The 18,258-nt window shown below is 69.3% G+C and carries 16 protein-coding genes and 3 pseudogenes; 13 read left to right on the top strand and 6 right to left on the bottom strand.

Annotated elements, in window-relative coordinates:
* The first annotated feature begins 9 nt into the window (after positions 1 to 9).
* The 6 genes from ispG to ACUDAL_RS00840 all read left to right on the top strand — a co-directional run bounded on the left by ispG (position 10) and on the right by ACUDAL_RS00840 (position 6,472).
* Positions 10 to 1,125, top strand: coding sequence for a flavodoxin-dependent (E)-4-hydroxy-3-methylbut-2-enyl-diphosphate synthase (gene ispG, locus ACUDAL_RS00865; RefSeq protein ID WP_444676785.1), 1,116 nt, complete (start codon positions 10 to 12; stop codon positions 1,123 to 1,125).
* Positions 1,126 to 1,177: 52 nt separating this feature from the next.
* Positions 1,178 to 2,464, top strand: coding sequence for a histidine--tRNA ligase (gene hisS / locus ACUDAL_RS00860; RefSeq protein ID WP_444679268.1), 1,287 nt, complete (start codon positions 1,178 to 1,180; stop codon positions 2,462 to 2,464).
* Between the two features lie 48 nt (positions 2,465 to 2,512).
* Complete coding sequence (locus ACUDAL_RS00855; RefSeq protein WP_444676784.1) at positions 2,513 to 3,172, top strand: YfgM family protein; 660 nt, start codon at positions 2,513 to 2,515, stop codon at positions 3,170 to 3,172.
* Positions 3,169 to 4,335 carry an outer membrane protein assembly factor BamB gene (gene bamB / locus ACUDAL_RS00850; RefSeq protein ID WP_444676783.1) on the top strand — a complete coding sequence of 389 codons (1,167 nt, stop codon included), beginning with the start codon at positions 3,169 to 3,171 and terminating at the stop codon, positions 4,333 to 4,335. Before ACUDAL_RS00855 ends, bamB begins: the two co-directional genes overlap by 4 nt.
* The gene (gene der, locus ACUDAL_RS00845) at positions 4,332 to 5,735 is read left to right on the top strand and encodes a ribosome biogenesis GTPase Der (protein ID WP_444676782.1); all 1,404 of its coding nucleotides are present in this window, start codon (positions 4,332 to 4,334) and stop codon (positions 5,733 to 5,735) included. Before bamB ends, der begins: the two co-directional genes overlap by 4 nt.
* A 98-nt stretch (positions 5,736 to 5,833) precedes the next feature.
* Positions 5,834 to 6,472 carry a hypothetical protein gene (locus tag ACUDAL_RS00840; RefSeq protein WP_444676781.1) on the top strand — a complete coding sequence of 213 codons (639 nt, stop codon included), beginning with the start codon at positions 5,834 to 5,836 and terminating at the stop codon, positions 6,470 to 6,472.
* An 18-nt stretch (positions 6,473 to 6,490) separates the two neighbouring features.
* Here the strand turns inward: ACUDAL_RS00840 and ACUDAL_RS00835 are convergent, their stop codons facing one another.
* Complete coding sequence (locus tag ACUDAL_RS00835) at positions 6,491 to 7,357, bottom strand: ATP-binding protein (RefSeq protein WP_444679267.1); 867 nt, start codon at positions 7,355 to 7,357, stop codon at positions 6,491 to 6,493.
* A gap of 119 nt (positions 7,358 to 7,476) precedes the next feature.
* Between ACUDAL_RS00835 and ACUDAL_RS00830 the strand changes: the two genes are divergently transcribed.
* Positions 7,477 to 8,280 carry a M48 family metallopeptidase gene (locus ACUDAL_RS00830; protein ID WP_444676780.1) on the top strand — a complete coding sequence of 268 codons (804 nt, stop codon included), beginning with the start codon at positions 7,477 to 7,479 and terminating at the stop codon, positions 8,278 to 8,280.
* Positions 8,281 to 8,343: 63 nt separating this feature from the next.
* Positions 8,344 to 8,604, top strand: a complete 261-nt coding sequence (locus ACUDAL_RS00825) for a hypothetical protein (protein ID WP_444676779.1) — start codon at positions 8,344 to 8,346, stop codon at positions 8,602 to 8,604.
* A gap of 3 nt (positions 8,605 to 8,607) precedes the next feature.
* Here the strand turns inward: ACUDAL_RS00825 and aroE are convergent.
* From aroE to ACUDAL_RS00800, 5 genes and pseudogenes are all read right to left on the bottom strand, one after another.
* Positions 8,608 to 9,361 (bottom strand): annotated as a pseudogene (aroE, locus tag ACUDAL_RS00820) (shikimate dehydrogenase).
* Positions 9,291 to 10,352, bottom strand: coding sequence for an oxygen-dependent coproporphyrinogen oxidase (gene hemF / locus ACUDAL_RS00815; RefSeq protein ID WP_444676778.1), 1,062 nt, complete (start codon positions 10,350 to 10,352; stop codon positions 9,291 to 9,293). Before hemF ends, aroE begins: the two are co-directional and overlap by 71 nt.
* A 28-nt stretch (positions 10,353 to 10,380) precedes the next feature.
* A complete protein-coding gene (locus ACUDAL_RS00810; protein WP_444676777.1) occupies positions 10,381 to 10,932 on the bottom strand; it encodes an L-threonylcarbamoyladenylate synthase in 552 nt (183 codons plus the stop codon).
* A 76-nt stretch (positions 10,933 to 11,008) separates the two neighbouring features.
* Positions 11,009 to 12,167, bottom strand: a pseudogene (gene dprA / locus ACUDAL_RS00805) (DNA-processing protein DprA).
* Positions 12,164 to 13,215, bottom strand: a pseudogene (locus tag ACUDAL_RS00800) (LysM peptidoglycan-binding domain-containing protein). The pseudogenes dprA and ACUDAL_RS00800 overlap by 4 nt, the downstream one beginning before the upstream one ends.
* A 348-nt stretch (positions 13,216 to 13,563) precedes the next feature.
* Between ACUDAL_RS00800 and def the strand changes: the two are divergent.
* The 5 genes from def to trkA all read left to right on the top strand — a co-directional run bounded on the left by def (position 13,564) and on the right by trkA (position 18,239).
* Positions 13,564 to 14,073: a peptide deformylase gene (def, locus tag ACUDAL_RS00795; protein ID WP_444676776.1), complete on the top strand. Its 510-nt coding sequence runs from the start codon at positions 13,564 to 13,566 to the stop codon at positions 14,071 to 14,073.
* A 106-nt stretch (positions 14,074 to 14,179) separates the two neighbouring features.
* Positions 14,180 to 15,166 carry a methionyl-tRNA formyltransferase gene (fmt, locus tag ACUDAL_RS00790; RefSeq protein WP_444676775.1) on the top strand — a complete coding sequence of 329 codons (987 nt, stop codon included), beginning with the start codon at positions 14,180 to 14,182 and terminating at the stop codon, positions 15,164 to 15,166.
* A complete protein-coding gene (gene rsmB, locus ACUDAL_RS00785) occupies positions 15,166 to 16,518 on the top strand; it encodes a 16S rRNA (cytosine(967)-C(5))-methyltransferase RsmB (RefSeq protein ID WP_444676774.1) in 1,353 nt (450 codons plus the stop codon). The genes fmt and rsmB overlap by 1 nt, the downstream gene beginning before the upstream one ends.
* Positions 16,519 to 16,556: 38 nt before the next feature.
* Complete coding sequence (locus ACUDAL_RS00780) at positions 16,557 to 16,763, top strand: dodecin (RefSeq protein WP_444676773.1); 207 nt, start codon at positions 16,557 to 16,559, stop codon at positions 16,761 to 16,763.
* 102 nt (positions 16,764 to 16,865) lie between these two features.
* The gene (gene trkA, locus ACUDAL_RS00775) at positions 16,866 to 18,239 is read left to right on the top strand and encodes a Trk system potassium transporter TrkA (protein ID WP_444676772.1); all 1,374 of its coding nucleotides are present in this window, start codon (positions 16,866 to 16,868) and stop codon (positions 18,237 to 18,239) included.
* Positions 18,240 to 18,258: the final 19 nt, after the last annotated feature.

The raw sequence follows: 18,258 nt of genomic DNA, 5'->3' as shown, positions 1-18,258 counted from the left end.
ACCGCCGCCATGCATTCCCCATCGCCTATCATTCGCCGCAAGTCCCGTCAGATCTTCGTTGGCCAGGTGCCTGTCGGGGGCGATGCCCCCATTTCCGTACAGAGCATGACCAACACCAATACCCTGGACGTGGACGCCACCGTGGCCCAGATTCGCCGGCTCGAAGATGCTGGCGCCGACATCGTGCGCGTCTCGGTACCCTGCATGGATGCCGCCGAGGCCTTCGGCCGCATCAAGCAGCAAGTTCAGGTGCCGCTGGTTGCCGATATCCACTTCGACTACAAGATCGCCCTGCGCGTGGCCGAGCTGGGCGTTGACTGCCTGCGCATCAACCCCGGCAACATCGGCAAGGAAGAGCGCGTGCGCGCCGTGGTCGCCGCCGCCCGCGACAACGGCATCCCGATTCGCATCGGGGTCAACGCCGGTTCGCTGGAAAAGGACCTGCAGCGCAAGTACGGCGAGCCCACGCCGGAGGCGCTGGTGGAGTCGGCCATGCGCCACATCGATCACCTCGACCGCCTCGACTTCCAGGAGTACAAGGTCAGCGTCAAGGCCAGCGACGTGTTCATGGCCGTGGCCGCCTATCGCCAACTGGCCAAGCTGATCGAACAGCCGCTGCACCTGGGCATCACCGAGGCCGGCGGCCTGCGCTCCGGCACGGTGAAATCCTCCATTGGCCTCGGCATGCTGCTGATGGACGGCATCGGCGACACCCTTCGCGTCTCGCTGGCCGCCGACCCGGTGGAGGAGATCAAGGTCGGCTACGACATGCTCAAGAGCCTGCGGCTGCGCAGCAAGGGCATCAATTTCATTGCCTGCCCGAGCTGCTCACGCCAGAACTTCGACGTGATCGGCACCATGAACGCCCTCGAGGAGCGCCTCGAGGACATCATGACCCTGCTCGACGTCTCGGTGATCGGCTGCATCGTCAACGGCCCCGGCGAAGCCAAGGAGAGCGACATCGGCCTGACCGGCGGCAGCCCCAACAACCTGGTCTACATCGACGGCAAGCCGGCCACCAAGCTGACCAACGACCACCTGATCGACGACCTGGAGCGCCTGATCCGCGAGAAGGTTCGCGAGAAGGAAGCCGCCGAGCAGAATGTGATCGCCCGCGGGGCCTGACCGGCCGCCGACCCACAAGGAGCCACCGTTGAGCAAGCCCTCATCAAGCAGCATGAAGAAACTCCAGGCGATTCGCGGCATGAACGACCTGCTGCCGGACCAGTCCGCCCTGTGGCAGTACTTCGAAGGCAAGGTGGCCACGCTGCTGCGCCGCTACGGCTACGCCGAGATCCGCACGCCCATCGTCGAGCAGACTGCGCTGTTCGCCCGCTCCATCGGCGAAGTGACCGACATCGTCGAGAAGGAGATGTACACTTTCGAGGACCGCAACGGCGATAGCCTGACCCTGCGCCCCGAAGGCACGGCGAGCTGCGTACGCGCCGCCATGGAGCACGGCCTGCTGCACAACCAGACCCAGCGGCTGTGGTACCAGGGGCCGATGTTCCGCCACGAGCGGCCGCAGAAGGGGCGCTATCGGCAGTTCCACCAGGTCGGCGTGGAGGCCTTCGGCCTCGAAGGGCCGGATATCGACGCCGAAGTCATCCTCCTCTCGGCGCGGCTGTGGAAGGAGCTGGGGCTGCTCGAGCACGTCACCCTCGAGCTCAACTCGCTCGGCTCCTCCGAGGCCCGGGCCGCCTACCGCGACACCCTGGTGGCCTACTTCGAGCGCCATCGCGACCAGCTCGACGAGGACTCGCTGCGCCGTCTCACGAGCAACCCGCTGCGCATTCTCGACTCCAAGAATCCGGACATGGCGGCGATGCTCGCCGATGCCCCCAAGCTGATGGATCACCTCGACGATGCCTCCCGCGAGCATTTCGCCGGGCTCACCGCCCTGCTCGAGGCCGCCGGCATCGACTACGTGATCAATCCGCGCCTGGTACGCGGCCTCGACTACTACGGCCGCACGGTGTTCGAGTGGACCACCACCGCGCTGGGCAGCCAGGGCACCGTGTGCGCCGGCGGCCGCTACGACGGCCTGGTCGAGCAGCTCGGCGGCAAGCCGACCCCGGCGGTCGGCTTCGCCATGGGCATCGAGCGGCTGGTGCTGCTGCTCGACACCCTGGGGCTGGTCCCCAGCGCCGCACTGGCCGAGCTGGACGTCTATCTCATGGCCATGGATGATAGCGCCGAGCGCGACGCCCTGCTGCTTGGCGAAAACCTGCGCGAAGCGCTGCCCGAGCTGCGTCTGCAGCTTCACTGCGGCGGCGGCAGCTTCAAGAGCCGGATCAAGAAGGCCGACAAGAGCGGTGCCCGCCTGGCCCTGCTGCTCGGCGAAGACGAGCTGGCCAAGGGCGAGGTCACGCTGAAATTCCTGCGCGAAGCGCGCGACCAGCAGCGCCTGCCGAAGGCCACGCTGGGCCAGGCGCTCGGCGACCTGCTGTCGACCGGCGCCTGAGTCCCGAACCGAACTGCCAAGATCTTGCCGTTTTAAAGGAGGCCGCCCGTGGCGGAGCTGAGAACCGAAGAAGAGCAGCTGGATGCCATCAAGCGCTGGTGGAAGGAGAACGGCACCGCGCTGATCGCCGGGGTGGCCATTGCCATCGCTGCCGTGGTGGGCTGGAACGCCTGGCAGAGCTACCAGGAGAACCAGGCACAGGCGGCCTCGATGCGCTATCAGCACCTGGTCAACCTCACCGCCGAGGCCGAGCTGGACGCCACCCGGGTCAGCGAGGCGCAGGCACTGGTGGCCGAGATCACCGACAGCCATTCGCGCACCCTGTATGCCGACCTGGCGCGCCTGATCGACGCACGCCTGGCCGTCAGCCAGGGTGAGCTGGGACAGGCCCGCGACACCCTCGAATCACTGATCGACGCCAGCCGCCGCGACTACATCCAGGGGCTGGCCCGCCTGCGCCTGGCCCGGCTGCAGCTGGAAGAGGGCTCAGCGGAAGCCGCGCTGGACACTCTTTCCGGCGCCATCCCCTCCTCGCTCGCCGCCCAGCAGGCCGACGTGCGCGGCGACGCGCACCTGGCGCTCGGCCGCGAGGACGAAGCGCGCCAGGCCTGGCAGGACGCACTGACTTACGCCGAGCAGCGCAACCAGCCGGTCTACGGCGTGCAGCTCAAGCTCGAAGCGCTCGGCATCGAGGAGGCCACCCTATGAACCGCGTCACGCTCCGCAGGGCCGCCTGCGCCCTTGCCGCCACCTTCGCCCTGGGCCTGCTGGCCGGCTGTGCCAACAAGGCCGAGCCTCGCTACGCCCCCAAGGATCTGCAGCGCTTCGAGGCCACGGCCACGCTGGCGACCGACTGGCGCCAGCGCGTCGGCCAGGGCCTCGGGCGGGCGCACTACCCCATCGCTCCAAGCCTCGACGGCGGCACGATCTTTGCCGCCGACGAGCGCGGCCGCATCATGGCCGTGGATGCCACCAGCGGCGAGCGCCTGTGGCAGAAGGAGCTCGGCGTAGGCGTTTCCAGCGGCCTCACCGCCGTGGCCAACCAGGTCTACTTCGGCACCCGCAACGGTGAAGTGCTGGCCCTGAACCAGCGCGACGGCGAGATCGCCTGGCGCTCGCGGGTCGCCAGCGAAGTGCTGGCCCCGCCGCAGCCCAACCAGCAGCTGCTGGTGGTCAAGAGCGTCGACGGCTCCGTCACGGCGCTCGACCGCCGCACCGGCCAGGAGCGCTGGGTGCACACCACCACCGAGCCCGCCCTGACCCTGCGCGGCACCGGCACGCCGTCGGTGATCGACCCGGTCACCTTCGTCGGCCTTGCCAGCGGCCGCCTGGTCACCCTGGACAACCGCAGCGGCCAGCCGCTGTGGGAGCGCCGCATCGCCGTGCCGCGCGGGCGCAGCGAGGTCGACCGCCTGGTCGACCTCGCTGGCCAGCCGGTGCTGACGCCGGACGGTCGCCTGTTCGTCACCAGCTACAACGGCCGCCTGGTCGCGCTCGACGCCACCAGCGGCGAGACCCTGTGGGACCGCGAGCATTCCAGCCACCAGACCCCGGTCCTGGTCGGCGATCGCCTGTTCACGGTCAGCGAGGCCAGCCACGTCACCGCCTTCGACGCCCGCAGCGGCGAGGAGCTGTGGCGCAACCGCGATCTCGAAGGGCGCTGGCTGACCGCGCCGGCGTTTGCCGACGGCCAGCTGGTGGTGGGCGACTTCGAAGGCTACCTGCACCTGCTCGACATCCAGACTGGCCGCTTCACCGCTCGCACCCGTATCGATAGCTCCGGCATCAGCATCAGGCCGATGACCGACTTCCGCCGCATCTACGTGCTGGCCAACAACGGCCGCCTCGAGGCTCTGGAACTTCGCCGATGACCCCTGTGATTGCCCTGGTCGGCCGCCCCAACGTGGGCAAGTCGACCCTCTTCAACCGCCTGACCCGCACCCGCGACGCTCTGGTCGCGGACTTCCCCGGGCTCACCCGCGACCGCAAGTACGGTAACGGGTTGCTCGGCGGCAAGGCCTACACGGTGATCGACACCGGCGGCATCAGCGGCGACGAAGAAGGGATCGACGCCGCCATGGCCGAGCAGTCGCTGGTCGCCATCGACGAGGCAGACATCGTGCTGTTCATGGTGGACGCCCGTGCCGGGCTCCACGTGGCCGACGAGGCCATCGCCAACCACCTGCGCGTCAACCAGAAGAAGACCTGGCTGGTGGTCAACAAGACCGACGGCCTCGAAGAACATTCGGCTATGGCCGACTTCTGGACGCTGGGGCTGGGCGACCCTCACCCCATCGCCGCCGCCCATGGACGCAACGTCACCACCCTGATCGAGGAAGTGCTAGCGCCCTTCCCCGAGCGCGACGAGAGCATCCCGGCGGACGTCGGCACCAAAGGCATCCGCATCGGCGTCATCGGTCGGCCCAACGTGGGCAAGTCGACGCTGGTCAATCGTCTGCTGGGCGAGGAGCGGGTCGTGGTCTTCGACGAGGCCGGCACCACCCGCGACGCCATCGAGATCCCCTTCGAACGGCGCGGCAAGCCCTACGTGCTGATCGATACCGCAGGCGTCAGGCGACGCAAGAACGTCAGCCTGATCGCCGAGAAGTTCTCGATCATCAAGACCCTGGAAGCGATCAAGGAGTGCCATGTCGCGGTCATGGTGCTTGATGCCAGGACCGGGCTGGTCGAGCAGGACCTGCACCTGCTCGACTTCGTGCTGACCTCGGGACGCGCGCTGGTGCTGGCGGTCAACAAGTGGGACGGCCTGGAGAGCGAGGCCAAGGAGGACATGCGCGCCGAGCTCAAGCGCCGCCTGGGCTTCGCCGACTACGCCGAGCTGCACTTTATCTCAGCGCTGCATGGCACCGCGGTGGGCGATCTCTACCCCTCGATCGAGCGCGCCTTCGCCTCGGCCCACTCCCGCTGGTCGACCAACCGCCTCACCACGCTGCTGCAGGACGCCGTGAGCCAGCATCCGCCGCCGCTGGTGCATGGCCGCCGGATCAAGCTGCGCATGGCCCACCAGGGCGGCACCAACCCGCCGATCATCGTGGTGCACGGCAACCAGACCGAGGCGCTGCCCGAAGCCTACAAGCGTTTCCTGACCAACACTTTCCGCAAGGTACTCAAGGTGCGCGGAACGCCGATCCGCTTCGAGTTCCGCTCCGGCCAGAACCCCTTCAACCCGCTGGCCGGCGCCAGCGACCGGGAAAAGGCCAAGCAGCGCGAGCTGGGGCGCACCAAGGAGGCGCGCAAGAAGCGCCGCTGACCCACACCGGCCGCCCGGCCGAGCAATACCCGGTCGCCCGTCCTGGGCGATCGTGCCACCCCACCCTGACAAACCGCTTCATCCAACGGGAGGAGCCGATGTTTTCGACTCGCGTGCTGTCGTTCTTCAACCCGCGCCGCCGCTGGCGCCTGATCGCTCCGCTGAGCCTGGCGATGCTGCTTACCGGCTGCCTGGCCCTGCCCCAGACCGGGCTGTTCGCCTTCCGCCTCGCGGTGACCTCGCTGGGCGTGGAGGATGTGCGCATCGGCCCCTATTCGGTCCAGGCCGGGCTGGATACCAGCGACGTCGCCTCGCTGATCGCCTCCAGCCTCGGCATGGGCAGCCTGCCGGTGCAGGCCACCCTGGCCATGGGCCTGTCGCTGCCGGCCGGGATGCCGCCGGTGGAAATGGCGGGCTTTCGCTGGACCCTCGACGTACCCGGCGCCGAGCCGGTCAGCGGCAACTACCAGCAGGACGTGACGCTGACCTCAGGTGACGATGCCCGCCTGCGCCTGCCGGTCGCCTTCGACGTGCTGGCAACGGATCGCCGCCGCCTGGCCCCCATGGTGGAGCTGGCCAGCCAGCTCGCTAGCCAGGGCGAGCTGCCCGCCGGCAGCGAACTGGCGATCACGCCGGGCAGCCTGCGCGGCCTGGGCGTAACCCTGCCTGCCGGACTTTGGACACCGACCCTGCGCTTCGGGGTGGGTGAAAACGGCGAGCTGACACCGCAGCGCTGAGGCCGGCGCGCCTGGCGGCTACTCGCCGTGCAGCCGGCGACGGCCGATCCACTGACAGGCGAACTGCCAGGCGCCCCGCCCGCTGCGCCCGCCGCGCAGCGTGGCGTAGCGGATCGCCTCGGCGCGGGCCTCGGCGCCCCAGTCCGCCGCGCTGCCCAGTTGGGTAACCCAATGGCAGCACGCCTCCAGGTAGGTGTCCTGGCTGAATGGATAGAAGCCAAGCCATAGGCCGAAGCGGTCGGAGAGCGAAATCTTCTCCTCCACCGCATCGCCGTGGTGCAGCTCCTCTCCCACCAGGCGCGAGCCCTGGTTGTCGGCCATGGACTCCGGCAGCAGGTGGCGGCGGTTCGAGGTCGCGTAGAGCAGCACGTTGGGCGGCGGGCCGGTCAGCGCGCCGTCGAGCACGCTCTTGAGCGCCTTGTAGGCATCGTCGTGGCCCTCGAAGGAGAGATCGTCACAGTAGACCACGAAGCGCTGCGGCTGCCGGCGCAGCTGTTCGACCAGCAGCGGCAGCCCGGCCAGGTCGTGACGATCGACCTGCACCAGGCGCAGCCCCTCTTCCGCCAGGCTGTTGAGCAGCGCCCGGATCAGCGACGACTTGCCGCTGCCGCGCGAACCCCACAGCAGCGCATGGTTGGCCGGCAGCCCCTGCAGGAACGCACGGGTATTGTCGACCAGCGCCAGCTTCTGGCGCTCGATGCCCAGCAGGTCATCCAGGCTGAGCGCATCGCGCGGCGGCACCGGCAGAAGCCGGCCGCCCAGCGGATGGCGCTGCCACAGCGCCGCCACGTCGCGCTCCCAGTCCACCTCCTGCGGGGCGGGCGGCAGCCAGTGCTCCACATGATCCAGCAAGCGGCTCAGGCGTCTGCTCAGCTCGGCATCCATCGGCGTCTCCTCGAGACTTTCACGGTTCACGGTTGACCTTGTTACGCTTCGGGGTATCTTGTGGCGAACCGCCACTCCCGTCCAGGGTCTCAAGGGATCTGCTCGAAGAGGTATCGAACATGCGCTGGATTCGCTGTGTTGCCGTGGCCACCCTGGCCTTGACCCTAACCGCCTGCACGACGTCGCCGACCGGCCGCCAACAGCTCACCCTGATGTCGGATGCACAGCTCAACCAGATGGGCCGCGAAGCCTTCCAGCAGTACCAGCAGGATCTGCCGCCGGCGGGCCCGGCACAGCAGCGCTATGCGCAGTGCGTTGCCGACGCCATCATTGCCGTGCTGCCGGAGCGCGAGCGCCAGCAGGACTGGCAGATTCGCGTGTTCGAATCGGAGCAGGCCAACGCCTTCGCGCTGCCCGGTGGCTACATGGGCGTCAATACCGGGCTGCTGGCCATCGCCAGGTCCCCGGACCAGCTCGCCTCGGTGATCGGCCACGAGATCGGTCACGTGCTGGCCCGCCACGCCAACGAGCGCGTCTCGACCCAGGCTTCGACCCAGCTGGCGCTGTCGGTGCTCTCCTCGGCGGCCGGCATGCAGGGCCCTGGCGGCGAGCAGCTGATGGGCGCGCTGGGCCTCGGTGCCCAGTACGGCGTGCTGCTGCCCTTCTCGCGCCGCCACGAGAGCGAGGCCGACATCATCGGCCTGCGGCTGATGGCCGATGCCGGCTTCGACCCGCGCGCCAGCCTCGAGCTTTGGGAGAACATGAGCGCCCAGGCCGGTGGCGCCCGGCCACCGGCCTGGATGTCCACCCACCCCAGCCACGGCCAGCGCATGCAGGGCCTGCAGGCCGAGATGCCCGACGCCCTGGCGCGCTACGAGCAGGCCCGCCAGGCGGGGCGTCAGCCCAACTGCCCGCGTCCCTGAGGCGCAGTCACCCTTACCGCACGCGGCGTCTGCCGCGTGCCGATCTTTCGACAGGAATCCGTGATGTTGCGTCTTGGTCTGCTGCTGCTGGTCCTGCCCCTGCTGGTGCTGATGGGGCTCTATTTCTGGGAGCTGAGCAGCGTGCGCGAGTGCACCCTGGTCCAGAATGGGCACTGGGACTACCTGGCGGGGGCCTGCCGCGACACGCCCCAGCCCTTCGTGTCTTGGATGGAGCGTATGCCCTGGCTGGTCAATGGCGGCATGCTGCTGTCGGTGGCCGGCATGGTGATGTGCATGCTCGGCCTCTACGTCAAGCGCCGCTGAGCCTTACAGAGCTCGTCTGAGCCGCTCGCGCACCGGTCCGGTGTCGGGGCGCTTGCCACGCCACTGGAAGAACGACTCGGCGGCCTGCTCGACCAGCATGCCCAAGCCGTCGAGGGTGCGCGCCCCGCGCGCTGCGGCCCAGCGCAGGAACACGGTGGGCTCGGCGCCGTACATCATGTCGTAGGCGGTGGCGTGCGGGGCGAAAAGCGCATCGGGCAGTGGCGGAAGCTCGCCCGAAAGGCTCGCGCTGGTACCATTGATCACCAGGTCGAACGGCCCGTCCAGCGTCTCGAAGCCGCCCCCGCACCTCGCCCAGATCGGCGAAGTCCTGCGCCAGCGCCGCCGCCTTGGCCGCGGTGCGGTTGGCGATGACCACGTAGCGGGGCTGGCCGGCCAGCAGCGGCTCAAGCACGCCGCGCACCGCCCCGCCTGCACCGAGCACCAGAATACGCGCCCCTTCCAGCGTCACCCCATGGTGCTCAAGATCGCGCACCAGGCCGACGCCGTCGGTGGTATCGCCGTAGGTGAGAGCATTCTTGCCCAGCACCAGCGTATTGACCGCGCCGGCCCGCCGGGCGCGCTCGCTCAGGGTGTCGCAGAGCCGGAAGGCCTCTTCTTTGAACGGCACGGTGACGTTGGCGCCCTGCCCGGCTTCGGCCGTGAACCTGTGCCAGGCACCGGTAAAGTCATCCAGCGGCGCGGCAATGGCGGTGTACTCGATGGCCTCGCCGGTCTGTTCGGCAAAGGCGGCATGGATCAGCGGCGACTTCGAGTGAGAGATGGGGTTGCCGAAGACGCAGTAACGGTCGGTCATGAAGAGGCTCCTCCCCTGCCATTTCGCCCAGCCAGTCGCGAGGGCGCAGATACTCCCGATACAGCACCTCTTCGGCGCTGCCCGGTTCCGGCGTCCAGCCATAGGACCAGCTCGCCAGCGGCGGCATCGACATCAGGATCGACTCGGTGCGCCCGCCGCTCTGCAGTCCGAACAGGGTGCCGCGGTCCCACACCAGGTTGAACTCGACGTAGCGCCCGCGGCGGTAGAGCTGGAAGGTCCGCTCGCGTTCGCTCCACGGCGTCGCGCGGCGCCGCCGCACGATCGGCAGGTAGGCGTCGAGGAAGGCATCGCCCACCGCACGCTGGAAGGCGAAGCTGGCGTCGAAGTCCCACTCGTTGAAATCGTCGAAGAACAGCCCGCCTACGCCGCGGGTCTCCTCGCGGTGCTTGAGGTAGAAGTACTCGTCGCACCAGGCCTTGAAGCGCGGGTAGACTTCGTCGCCGAAGGGCGCGCAGGCGTCGCGGGCAATCCGGTGCCAGTGCACCACATCCTCGTGCACCGGGTAGTAGGGAGTGAGGTCGAAGCCGCCACCGAACCACCACACCGGCGCCTCGCCCGCCTTCTCGGCGATGAAGAAGCGCACGTTGCCGTGGCTGGTCGGCACGTGGGGATTCTCGGGGTGCAGCACCCAGGACACTCCCACCGCATGGAAGCCGCGCCCGGCCAGCTGGGGCCTTGCTGCGGTGGCCGAGGGCGGCAGCTGGTCGCCGTAGACATGGGAGAAGTTGACGCCGCCCTTCTCGAATACCCGCCCCTGCTCCATGACCCGGGAGCGGCCGCCGCCGCCGCCCTCGCGCTGCCAGCGCTCCTCGCGAAACTCGGCGCCGCCATCCTCGGCGGCGAGGCCGGCGCAAAGCCGATCCTGCAGGTCGAGCAGATAGTGTTTCACCGTGTCGAGATTGGCACGCGCCATGTTCCGTCTCCCCAGGTCGTTGGCCGGTTCAGGCGCGCAGCACCTGCCCCGTGCGCAGGTCGCGAATGGTACTGGGGCGATCCAGCCCGCCGAGCTCACCCGCCAGGATGGCGTCGAGCTCATCGCCGAAGATCTCGCGCACCTCGGCGGCGCTCATGGCCGAAGGCTCGCTGGCCTTGTTGGCCGAGGTCGACACCACCGGTCCACCGTAGGCCTGGCACAGGGCCGCCACGCCGGCATGCGCACCGACGCGCAGCGCCACGCAGTCATGGGCGCCGCGCACCAGCGCGTGGGTGCGGCCGTTGTCGGGCACCAGCCAGGTGTTGGGCCCCGGCCAGCTCGCGACCAGCGGCGCATGCAGCTCGGGCGGCAGCCCCTCGAGCCAGGGAGCGAACTGCTCGATGGTGGCCGCTACCAGGATCAACCCCTTGGCGGGGTCGCGCTCCTTGAGCCGCAGCAGGCGCGCCACGGCCTCGTCGTTGTCGGGGTCACAGCCCAGGCCCCAGACGCCTTCAGTGGGGTAGGCAATTACACCGCCGGCACGCAGCGCAGCGACGGCAGCATCGAGAGAGTCGGCCACGTTGTTCAATCTCCTGCAGGGCGGTAAGCCGCTTACGCCACGGCCCGGTTGCCGCGGCGCGCTTGGGGCCGCCATGCTAGCACGCCTGGGCGTTTTCCGGCAGGCGCACCCAGCCGCCCGGCGCCTGGGTCACGCGGCCATCGAGTTCGAGTTCGAGCAGGCGGCGCTGGCATTCGGGCACGCTCAGTCCGGTCAGATGGACCAGCGCATCGAGGGGCGACGGCGCATCGCTGAGCCAGCGCAGCAGCGGGTCGGCCTTGGCACTGGGGCTAGTGCTGGAATGGATGCCGGCGCTGAGGGCAGCACCCACCCCTGGCAACCCAAGCGCAGCCGGAGACGCCGCGGCCCACTGGCTTAGCTCCTCGAGCAGGTCGTCGAGGTGGCGCACCAGCACCGCCCCTGGCGGATCAGCTGCAGGCAGCCACGCGCCTGGGGGTTGTGGATCGAGCCCGGCAGGGCGAAGACTTCGCGGTTCTGCTCCATGGCCAGCCGCGCACTGACCAGCGAGCCGCTCTTCTCGGCGGCCTCCACCACCAGCACCCCCAGCGAGAGCCCGGTGATGATGCGGTTGCGCCGGGGAAAGAAGCCGGGGTGGGCCCGGGTGCCGGGCGGGTGCTCGGCAAGGATCAACCCGCCTTGGCCGAGCAGCTGATGATAGAGCCGCGCATGGCGCGGCGGGTAGATGACGTCGACCGCGCAGCCCAGCACCGCCACGCTGCGCCCCCGGCATCGAGCGCGGCCTGCTGGGCCGCCCCGTCGACGCCCAGCGCCAGGCCGCTGACCACGCACCAGTCGCGCCCGGCCAGCTCGCGGGCGAAGCGGGCGGCGTTGGCCAGACCCTCGCGGGTCGGCCGACGCGAACCGACGATGGCAAGCCCGGGCGGCTCGAGCGCCGCCAGGTCGCCCAGGCCCCACAGCAGCGGCGGCGGATCGGCGATCTGCTCCAGCAGGGCCGGCCAGGCGGGGTGACCCGGGTACAACAGGTAGCGCCCCGGTGCGGCGGCCTGCCAGGCCAGGTCGGCCTCGACCTCTGCCGTCAGCGGGCTGCGCTGCGGATGGTCGAGCCACAGCCGCAGCGACAGCGCGGCATCCCGCGGTAGGCAGGCCAACCAGCCGGCGGGCCAGGCCGGCTGGGCTGCTCTCACCTCAGCCAGCCGCGCGGCCCCCAGCCCCGGCAGGCGCACCAGCGCCAGCCAGTCGCGCAGCGCCGGTTGCACCACTGCCGCAACGCTCATCGCTGGGCCCCCCTCCCGCGGCCAGGCGAGTGCAGGCGGTCGCCCACCTCGAGGGTGCGGCTGGCACGCATCACCAGCCCATAGCTCATCTTTTGGTAAGGCCGGAAGACCATGACCAGGCCGGCCTCGCTGCCGGGCAGGCGCAGCGATTCGCCGGTACGCGGGTCGACCACCCGCTCGCCCAGTTGCTCGACCTGCAGCACGTGGCCCACCTCGAGGCCGTCGCGCAGGCCACGGTCCAGGGCGACCACCTGCAGCCGGCCGATGAAGCGCACGCCCCCGGTACCGCGAGCAGGGTGCCGTCGACATCGTGCTGCGGCGCCCGGGGCAGGAAGTCGGTGGCCAGCTCGCGCGACTCCAGCGGCAGCACGATATCGTTGTTGCGGATCTCCTGGCTTGAGGAGAGCACCTCGAGCACCGCAATGCCGTCCTCCAGGCGCTCGACGCGCGCCTGGCCGAGGCTCTCCAGCTCGAGCCCCAGCAGCTCGCCCGTGACCGGGTCCTGGTAGCGCTCGCCGCGGCGGTAGATGCCGTAGCGCATGCCGCGCTGCAGTTCGCCGCGCGCATAGAGACGGTCGCCGGCACCGCTGATGATACGGCGATCGTTGCCGGCGACCACGTAGGCCAGCTCGTTAAGGGCATCGGGGTCGTCGACCACGCGGTGGTCACGCAGGAAGTGGCGCACGACGTCCAGCGGGATCGGCTCGATCGCCTCGCGGGCCGGCACGCGGCGCACCTCGGGCGAGAGCCGCACCTCGCCCTGGCCGCGCTCCAGCCCGAGGCAGGGCCGGCCGTTGCAGTCGTACAGGTAGACGACGTCGCCGGGGTAGATCAGGTGGGGATTACGGATGTGAGGATTGACCTGCCACACCTCGGGCCACTGCCAGGGCTGCTGCAGGAAGCGCCCGGAAATCCCCCACAGGGTGTCGCCGCGCACCACGGTGTAGCGCTCCGGCGCATCCGCACGCAGGCCTTGGTCCCAGCCGAGCCCCTGGGCCTGTGCCTGGGTGGCCGCCAGTAATAGCCCCATGCCTGCCAGCGCAGCCATGCCGCCGGCCCCGGCAAGGCGCCAGGCGCGCCTCGCTCGCGTGATTATTCCCGCCATGTCCCTGCCCTCGCCTTGCCTGCGGTTCGTCGCGCTCCGGTTTATCGACCCGGTTCATTGCGCTCCGGTTTATCGCGCTCCGGATCAGCACTCTCCGGTTCTTCGCGCTCTGGTTCAATGCGCTCTGGTTCAATGCGCTCTGGTTCAACGCACGGCGCACTGGGAACCCGCACGGCGTGTTATAGTCTCTTGCTATGAGTACGATATGAGGCCAGGCGGTTTCGCCCAGGCCTAGCGCCCTCTAGAATAAGGGCAATTCACGCATGACAGCACAACGGTGATTCCAACGCCATGGCCAAATTACCCATCCTCGAGTTTCCCGACGAGCGGCTGCGCACCAAGGCAGCACCGGTCGATGTGGTGGATGACGAGGTTCGCCAGCTGGTCGACGACATGCTCGAAACCATGTACGACGCTTCCGGCATCGGGCTGGCCGCCACCCAGGTGGACGTACACCGCCGCGTCATCGTCATGGACGTCAGCGACGACCGCGCCAGCCCGCTGGTACTGATCAACCCAAGCTACACCCCGCTCGGCGACGCCCGCGAGCTGATGTCCGAGGGCTGCCTGTCGATCCCGGAATATTACGCCGAAGTGCCGCGCGCATTGAAGGTGCAGCTCAAGGCGCTCGACCGCGACGGCAACCCCTACGAGCTGGAAGCCGATGGCCTGCTGGCCCACTGCATTCAGCACGAATACGATCACCTCGAAGGGGTTCTGTTCGTCGACTATCTGTCGCCGCTCAAGCGCGACCGGGTGCTGAAGAAGATGCAGAAGCGCCACAAGCTACAGTCGGCCTAGCCCTGCCCGCCGCTGACCGAAGGCCGACGTCGACACGTCGGCCTTCGTCGTTTGGCGCCGGCTCCGTTATCATGCAGGCATCGCCCACTGGCAAGGCCTCGCCAACATGTCTCGACCCCTGCGCGTCATCTTCGCCGGAACCCCCGACTTCGCCGCCGAAAGCCTCAAGGCGCTGCTCGCCAGCCCACACCGCACCGTCGCCGCCTACACCCAGCCCGATCGCCCCGCCGGGCGCGGGCGCAAGCTCACCGCCAGCCCAGTCAAGGCGCTGGCGCTGCAGCACGGACTGCCGGTGCTGCAGCCCGAGACGCTCAAGAGCGCCGAGGTTCAGGCCGAGCTGGCCGCCTTCGAGGCCGACATCATGGTGGTGGTAGCCTACGGGCTGCTGCTGCCCCAGGCGGTGCTGGACATTCCGCGGCTCGGCTGCCTCAACGTCCACGCCTCGCTGCTGCCGCGCTGGCGCGGCGCGGCGCCGATCCAGCGCGCCATCGAAGCCGGCGACCGCGAGAGCGGCGTGACCATCATGCAGATGGACGCCGGCCTGGACACCGGCGCCATGCTGCTGACGCGGCGCACCCCGATCACCGCGACCACTACCGGCGGCGAGCTGCACGACACTCTTGCCGCCCTCGGCGGCGAGGCCGTCGTCGAGGCTCTGGATGCGCTCGCCGCGGGCCGCCTGGCCGCCACTCCCCAGCCCGAGGCGGGCGTGACCTATGCCGCCAAGCTCTCCAAGGCCGAAGCCGAGCTGGACTTTGGCCAACCCGCCGCCGCGCTGGCCGCCAAGGTACGCGCCTTCAATCCCTGGCCGGTGGCCTGGTGCCAACTGGGCGACGAACGGCTGCGGCTGTTGATGGCCGAAGCGGCGCCGCGCCGAGCCGAGGACCCCAACGCCGCGCCGGGCACCCTGCTCGGCCACGACCCCGACGCCCTGCGCATCGCCTGCGGCGAGGCCGGCAGCGAGGTGCTGCGGGTAACCCAGGCGCAGCTGCCGGGCGGCAAGCCGCTGGCGGCCCGCGACCTGCTCAACGCGCACCGCCAGCGCCTGGCGCCGGGCGTACTGCTGGCCACCGGCCACGAGGAGAGCCGCTGATGCATCGTTCCACGCCTGCTTCCCGCGCCGCCGGCAAGGCCGTTCAGGACGGCGGCCAGGCCGTGCGCGTCAGCGCGGCACGCGCCCTGGTGCCGGTGATCACGGGCAAGGGTTCGCTGGCCGAGCTCGACGACCATCAGGTCGTCATCCGCGACCGCGCGCTGTTTCGCGCCATGTGCTACGGCGTCTGTCGCACCCTGCCGCGACTCGAGGCCCTGGCCGCGCTGCTGCTCAAGACGCCGTTCAAGAGCCGCGATGCCGACGTGCAGGCGCTGCTGCTGCTGGGCATTCACCAGCTGCTCTATCTGCGCATCCCGGCCCACGCCGCGGTGGGTGAGACCGCCGGTGCGGCCCGCCAGTTGGGCAAGGAGTGGGCAACCAAGGTACTCAACGGCTGCCTGCGCCGGCTGACTCGTGAAGCCACGGCGCTGCAGGCCGAAGTCGACCAGGATCCCGCCGTGGCCCTGCTGCATCCGCGCTGGCTGCTCAAGGCGCTGCGCCAGGCCTGGCCCGACGACTGGCGCGCCATTGCGGCGGCGAACAACGAGCCCGGCCCGATGACGCTACGCATCAACCGCCGCCACGGCGACCGCGAGGCCTACCTGGCGCGACTGGTCGAGAGCGGCATCCAGGCGCGGCTCTGCCTGCACTCACCCGACGGGCTGGTGCTGGAGAAGCCCTGCGATGTGCATGTGCTGCCGGGGTTCGCCGAGGGCGACGTCAGCGTGCAGGACGAAGCCGCCCAGCTCGCCGCCGAGCTGCTGGGGCCGGTGCTGGCCCCGCGCCCCGGCGGGCGCGTGCTGGACGCCTGCTGCGCACCCGGCGGCAAGACGGCGCATCTGCTCGAACTGTTCGACATCGAGCTGCTGGCGCTGGACAGCGACGCCGTGCGCCTGGCCCGCGTGGAGGACACCCTGGCGCGCCTCGGCCTCACGGCCACGCTGGTGCACGCCGATGCCACTCGCCGCGACTGGTGGGACGGCACGCCGTTCGACGCCATCCTGCTCGACGCCCCCTGCTCCGGCACCGGGGTGATCCGTCGCCACCCCGACATCAAGCGACTGCGCCGCTCCTCGGACATCCCCAGGCTCGCCGAGCTGCAGGCCCGCCTGCTCGACAACCTCTGGCCGCTGCTGCGCCCCGGCGGCTCGCTGGTCTACGCCACCTGCTCGGTGCTGCGCGAAGAGAACGACGAACAGCTCAAGGCCTTCCTGCAGCGCACCCCGGACGCCGAGGTCACCACCCCCCGCGAGGTGAACTGGGGGCGACCGGCCGGCGACGGGCGGCAGCTGCTGCCGGAGGCAGAGCATCACGACGGCTTCTTTTATGCCAGACTGAGGCGGCAGGGCTGAGGCCCTGTCATCGAATCGACGGACGACAAGGAGGACGCATGAGCGATCACGTCTACAAGCAGGTCGAACTGACCGGCTCATCGGAAACGAGCATCGAGGACGCCATCCAGCGGGCCATCAGCAAGGCGTCGGCCAGCCTGCACGACATGCGCTGGTTCGAGGTCACCGAGACTCGGGGGCACATCGAGAACGGCCGGGTCGCTCACTGGCAGGTAACGGTGAAGGTCGGCTTCACCCTGGACTGACACCAGGCGCGGGGCCTATGCCCCATTCGGCGGCTGGTTTATGCTAGTCGCTAATGCTGCGGCGCCACAACGGCGTCGCCAGCCGTTACGGACCCGTTAGCCATGAAGATCATCATTCTTGGCGCCGGCCAGGTGGGTGGCACCCTGGCCGAGCATCTGGCGCGAGAAGAGAACGACATCACGGTCGTCGACACCGATAGCGAGAAGCTGCGCGAACTCCACACCAAGCTCGACATCCGGACCGTGACCGGTCCCGGCTCTTACCCGGCCATCCTGCGCCAGGCCGGCTGCGAAGATGCCGACATGCTGATCGCCGTGACCAGCGCCGATGAAGTCAATATGATCGCCTGCCAGGTCGCCCACACCCTGTTTCGCACCCCCACCAAGATCGCCCGGGTCCGCGCCACCGCCTACCTCACCCGCAAGGGGCTGTTCGCCCACGAGGCGGTGCCCATCGACGTGCTGATCAGCCCCGAGCAGGTGGTCACCGACCACATCCGCCGCCTGATCGAGCACCCCGGCGCGCTGCAGGTGCTGGAGTTCGCCGGCGGCCTGGTGCAGCTGGTGGCGGTGAAGGCCTACTACGGCGGCCCGCTGGTGGGCCAGGACCTTGGCTTCCTGCGCCGCCACATGCCCAGCGTGGATACCCGCGTGGCGGCCATCTACCGCCGCAACCGACCGATCATCCCGCGCGGCGACACCGTGATCGAGGCCGACGACGAAGTCTTCTTCATCGCCGCCCGGCGCGATATCCGCGCGGTGATGAGCGAGCTGCGCCGGGTCGAGCGCGACTTTCGCCGGATCATGATCGCCGGGGGCGGCAACATCGGCGAGCGCCTCGCCGAGCATCTCGAGCACAGCCATCAGGTCAAGATCATCGAGCACGGCCTGGAGCGCTGCACCGTGCTTTCCGAGCGGCTTGACCGCACCGTGGTGCTGCACGGCAGCGCCACCAACAAGCGGCTGCTGGAAGAGGAGAACATCGAGGACTGCGATATCTTCTGCGCGCTGACCAACGACGACGAGGTCAACATCATGTCGTCGATGCTGGCCAAGCGCATGGGCGCCAAGAAGGTGCTGACGCTGATCAACAACGCCGCCTACGTCGACCTGGTGCAGGGCGGCGAGATCGACATTGCCATCTCGCCGCAGCAGGCCACCATCGGCAGCCTGCTGACCCACGTGCGCCGCGGTGACATCGTCAATGTGCACTCGCTGCGTCGCGGCGCCGCCGAGGCGATCGAGGCGATCGCCCATGGCGACAAGCAGTCGTCGAAGGTGGTGGGCCGCGCCATCGGCGAGATTGACCTGCCGCGTGGCACCACCATCGGCGCCCTGGTCCGCGGCAAGGAGGTGCTGATCGCCCACGACGACGTGGTGGTGGAGTCCGGCGACCACCTGATCCTGTTCGTGATCGACAAGCGGCGTATCCGCGAGGTGGAGCGGCTGTTCCAGGTCGGGCTGACGTTCTTCTGATGACGCGATCCTCGACCCT

It is taken from the genome of Halomonas sp. E19, assembly GCF_052439355.1.
Lineage (GTDB): Bacteria > Pseudomonadota > Gammaproteobacteria > Pseudomonadales > Halomonadaceae > Halomonas.
This window is presented reverse-complemented; position numbering and strand designations above follow the sequence as displayed.